Source organism: Nocardia anaemiae NBRC 100462, assembly GCF_001612725.1.
In the GTDB taxonomy this organism is placed as follows: Bacteria; Actinomycetota; Actinomycetes; order Mycobacteriales; family Mycobacteriaceae; genus Nocardia; species Nocardia anaemiae.
Window position 1 is genome coordinate 1 of the sequence record NZ_BDAZ01000113.1, and the last position, 4,160, is coordinate 4,160.

Sequence of the window (4,160 nt, forward strand, 5' to 3'; positions counted from 1 at the left end):
GCGGACTATCGAAACAGTCGCACGACACCAGCGTTCGCAATACCGGCCAATCGCCGTCCACGCCAGACTGAGCGAACCACGGGCACATACCCCACAGGTGCCGATCTGGATCATGCAGCAGAAACAACAACTTCGGTGACGAATCCTATGATGCTGGTGGCAAGGGGCGACAAAGAAGGTTTCGATGTGAGCACCGACAGATCGGCTAGAGATCGTCCGGCAGCAGACGGAACGCGGCATGACCAGTGAGCGGGGTAACTGCGCGGAAATCACGTCGATCGAGTGTCCTGATCCCGCTGCGGGAACGGGATTCGGCTACTGGACGATGGGCTGGGCCGCGGGTGGGCCGGATGGGGGCGGGGTCAGCGCAGAGGCCAGACCCGCCGGGCTCGGTCGATTCGGGCTCCGAGGCGGCGGAACCAGCTGTGACAGAGACAGAACCGGGGATTGAGGGCCGCCTTCCGTTGGCTTGGGCGGGCACGCTTGTGAACCGGATTGTGTGCCGCTGCAGGTGCTGGTGGGCACTGCAGTGTCGGCTCGGGCAATGGAGACCGAGCATGCGGCGATCGCCAGCGCGACCGTGATCGAGTGGAAGCACCTGGCACGCATCGGTGTCACAGCCAAATCGGGTCGCCGTACACGGCGACGGAGTTGTCGGCGTCGGCGGTCGAGGTGGACACGATCGCATACGAGCGCAAGCTCGCCGGCCCCAGACAGGAGTCGATTTTGATCTGCACCTGATCGACGGTGATCGAGGAATGCGCGCCGGCGAGGGCCTTTGTCCCCAGAGGCACGGTGGTGATCGCGCCCGGCTTCGGTGAGAAGGACACGCTCGGAATCGCCAGTGCGCTCGCACCGACGTTCACACCTCCCACCGAGATCCCCACGTTAGGTCCGATCGCCGCAGACAGTCCGACGGTCAGCCCATTGGACACATCAACCTGGCAACCGATCTGATATCCCACGGTCAGGCTCCCCGAGCTGACCGGTACCCGACCGTGTCCGGTGATGTCGGCGATTGCCTCCAGTCCGACGAACCCCTCACGGGTGAACGGAGAGTCGGCCAGGTTTGGAACGCGATCCAAATTTTCCGCGACCTTGGTGACTCGCACCTGCCAACCATCGTCGGTGACGACCTCGCGCGATTTGTCCGCCACCGGATCCGCGGACGCAGTCCCGAACGTGCTGGCAACGAGCGTCGCTGCCATCATGCACGTCAACGCGACGACAAAGCTTCTCATTCGAACATGTCCTTATCTCGAGTTTTCAGCTAACGCCGGGATTGGGGCCCGGGGGTTTGGTTTGGGGTATCGCTGGTCTTGTTCTGCACGTCGTAACGTGGTTGCCGGGTGCTATTTTTCGGCGACCGGGGATCGTGCGGGCCGAGAGGATTTGGCGCACAGGAGGAAACAGTCGGTGCTCCCGGAGGGGCCCGAATCCCTCCTGGACGCGTGCTGGGCCCTTCGTCAACCGCAGAATGCCGCGATGGATACCGGTGACAAGCCGGGTGAGCAACCGGTCCATCTGGGTGATCTGTTTGCCACGATTGCCCTTGGCCGGAGGGATCGGCTCGCTACTCGAACCGACACCTGCTTTCTAGTTCTGGGCCATTGCAGAGAGCTGGATATTCACGATCCGCCAGGCTTCTTCGCCACCAATCATCACGACCGTGATACGGAATCGGCCGGACGCGGGATGACCTTGATGGGTCGCGGTCTGCATTTGCACGGCGTTCACGACGGCAGTTGTCGAGTACATGCGGACGTCGACATCGTCGATATCGAAGGACTCGTTGACCAGGTCGCCGGTCTCGTACCGCTGCAACCATTGAGACTTGTTCAACAGGAAACCGCGCGGACCGACCGCGCGAAAGTCCTCGGCCAGCAGCGCATCCAGCGCCGCGGTATCGGCGTCTCGCTCGGCGGCCGCCCAGCCGGACATTACTTCACAAACCTTGGTGATGACGTCATGTGGTGACACTGTTCCTCCTTGCTCAGGCGATGAAATATTGCAGCCGATTAGTTGCGCAGGGAGGCAAGGAAGGCCAGTATGGCGTCGTTGACCGCAGTCGGTCGTTCCTGCTGTATCCAGTGGCCGCAGCCGGGCAGGATGACAGGTTCGGCTTGGTTGGGGACGTAGTGCTTGCTGGCGGTGTGGTTTGCGAAGCGGACGGCGCTGTCGTACGCACCTCCGATGAACAGGGCGGGCTGATGCAGGACGGTGGTGCCAAGGTGGGGGACGCGGTGCCAGTCGCGGTCGGCGTTGCGGTATCGGTTCAGTCCGCCGGTGAATCCGGTGCGCCGGTATTCGTCGACGTAGTAGGCGAGGTCGGCGGCCGACAGCCAGGGTGGTAGCGCGGCGGGCTCGGGGATCGCGTCGAGCAGGTCCGCCCCACGGGGCAGTTCGGTGAGCAGGTGAGTGCCGAGTTCGCCTGCCTCGCCGGCGAGCGCGGTGAGGATCAGCCGCAAGGTGCGGGCGGGGTCGGCGGCGAGTTCGGCGTCAGCGATGCCGAGTTGTTGGAAGTGCAGCATCCAGTTGAATCGGTTTCCGCTCCATCGCCGGAGTTCGACGATGGGAGGATCCGCCGGGCGCGGCCGGTAGGGCACGCTGAGTGCGGCGATCGCGCGGATGCGTTCGGGGTGCAGTTCGGCGGCCGCCCAAGCGGTGTTCGCGCCCCAGTCGTGGCCGATCAGTACAACGTTGGGTGCGTCGAGTGCGTCCAGCAGTGCGATGACGTCGGCGACATGTTCGAGCATGCCGTGGTCCTCGATCCGAGCGGGGGAGTCGGTGCGGCCGTGAGCGCGGACGTCCGGGGCGACGGCATGGTAGCCGGCGGCCGCCAAGGCGGGCAGTTGGTGCCGCCACGAGTACCACACCTCGGGAAATCCGTGCAGCAGTACCACGAGCGGCCCACGACCAGCCTCGGCGATATGCATCGATAAACCGTTGACGGTGAGAGTGCGGTGCTCGATCGCGTTCATACGCTGGACTCAACCAGCCCGCACTCTGCTGGCGCATCCGTAGCGAAGCGACACCTCGGCTACGTGTCGCGACGTACCGACATACTGTCATTGCACTGTCCTGGGTTTCGCAGATTCCGAGCGCCTGGAGCCATGTCTTATGGCGTGAGCTGGGGTGACAGTGAGATGCGTGCCTGGCGAGCGTGTCTCCAGGCAGGGCGCCGAGGCGGCTGAGCATGTTGCGTTGGGACTTGGTCAGCTCGGTGAGGCGGCGGAAGGTGCCAGCGGGGCCGGTGAAGGTGCCCACGTGCAGGCGGTCGATCTCGCGGCGGAGGACACGCTAGCTGGAGCGGCCGCGTGCGACCTCGTTGAGTGCAGGGCCGAGCTTGTCGCCGATGTGTGCGGTCACGTCGGCGTGTGGCTGGCGCCGACGCACGTACGATTTGTGTACGCGGGAGGTGTTGCCGAGGTGGTCGGCGACCCCGGTTACGTCGAGTCCGGCCGAGATGCCCTCGGTACCAAGGTGTTTGCGCAAGCTATGGGACGTGATCCCTTCGGGGAGCCCGAGCGCGGCGGCCAGTCACCGCCAGCGCCTCGTCCTTGTCCGATGAATGAATTATCGGCGTCCGAGCGGTCGGCCCAGTCATGAGGAACCGATCTACGCGTTCGGCGTGTCTCTGGACGGCTACGTCAACGACAGAGTCGTCGTTCGGCACCGTGTGCGTATCAGGTGACCGATGCTCAGCGATGGCTGGGCCCGCCGGTCAGTCGATGCCTTCGATGATTCGGAAGTCGCGCTCGACGCCGTCGGGGAAGGCCACCAGCGCCTTCTGGTATGCCTCGCTCTTGTATGCCGCGACGGCCTGTTCAAAGCTGTCGAACTCGATCAGAACGACGCGTTGCGTGATTCCGGCCTCGTGGGCGACGACTCGACCGCCACGGGACAGGACGCGCCCGCCCCCAGCCTGGACAGCCGGACGGGCCAGCTTGTTGTAGGCAGTCAGCCTCTCAGGGTCGGAAATGGCGGGGTAGACACTGACCCAGTAGCCCTTAGCCATGGAAACCTCCTGTGTTCGGCCGGACACGTCCGACTTCGAATCGACACTCGGATCGATCGATCCCGGCGACGGGTACTGCGGTCGGTTGAATCGTCATATGCGCAGGTTAGGGCTTGATGTGCGGGCGAGGGAAAGACCGGTT

Annotated in this window: 6 protein-coding genes; 1 reads left to right on the forward strand and 5 read right to left on the reverse strand. The window is 64.2% G+C overall.

What is annotated here, in order from left to right; genetic code table 11:
* Window positions 1–249 (forward strand): hypothetical protein (locus NA5_RS42000; RefSeq protein WP_218020261.1); only part of this gene is annotated, 249 nt, incomplete at its 5' end.
* Between the two features lie 365 nt (window positions 250–614).
* Here NA5_RS42000 and NA5_RS38565 read toward each other — a convergent pair.
* The 5 genes from NA5_RS38565 to NA5_RS38585 form a co-directional block, all read right to left on the reverse strand.
* Window positions 615–1,208 carry an MspA family porin gene (locus tag NA5_RS38565; RefSeq protein WP_062993979.1) on the reverse strand — a complete coding sequence of 198 codons (594 nt, stop codon included), beginning with the start codon at window positions 1,206–1,208 and terminating at the stop codon, window positions 615–617.
* A 388-nt stretch (window positions 1,209–1,596) separates the two neighbouring features.
* Window positions 1,597–1,941 (reverse strand): nuclear transport factor 2 family protein, encoded by a 345-nt coding sequence (locus NA5_RS43430; RefSeq protein WP_062993976.1) that lies wholly within the window; start codon window positions 1,939–1,941, stop codon window positions 1,597–1,599.
* A gap of 77 nt (window positions 1,942–2,018) precedes the next feature.
* Window positions 2,019–2,981, reverse strand: a complete 963-nt coding sequence (locus NA5_RS38575) for an alpha/beta fold hydrolase (protein WP_062993977.1) — start codon at window positions 2,979–2,981, stop codon at window positions 2,019–2,021.
* Between the two features lie 319 nt (window positions 2,982–3,300).
* Window positions 3,301–3,495: a hypothetical protein gene (locus NA5_RS38580; protein ID WP_062993978.1), complete on the reverse strand. Its 195-nt coding sequence runs from the start codon at window positions 3,493–3,495 to the stop codon at window positions 3,301–3,303.
* Window positions 3,496–3,724: 229 nt separating this feature from the next.
* Window positions 3,725–4,018: a DUF1330 domain-containing protein gene (locus NA5_RS38585; RefSeq protein WP_062993980.1), complete on the reverse strand. Its 294-nt coding sequence runs from the start codon at window positions 4,016–4,018 to the stop codon at window positions 3,725–3,727.
* Between the last annotated feature and the right edge of the window lie 142 nt (window positions 4,019–4,160).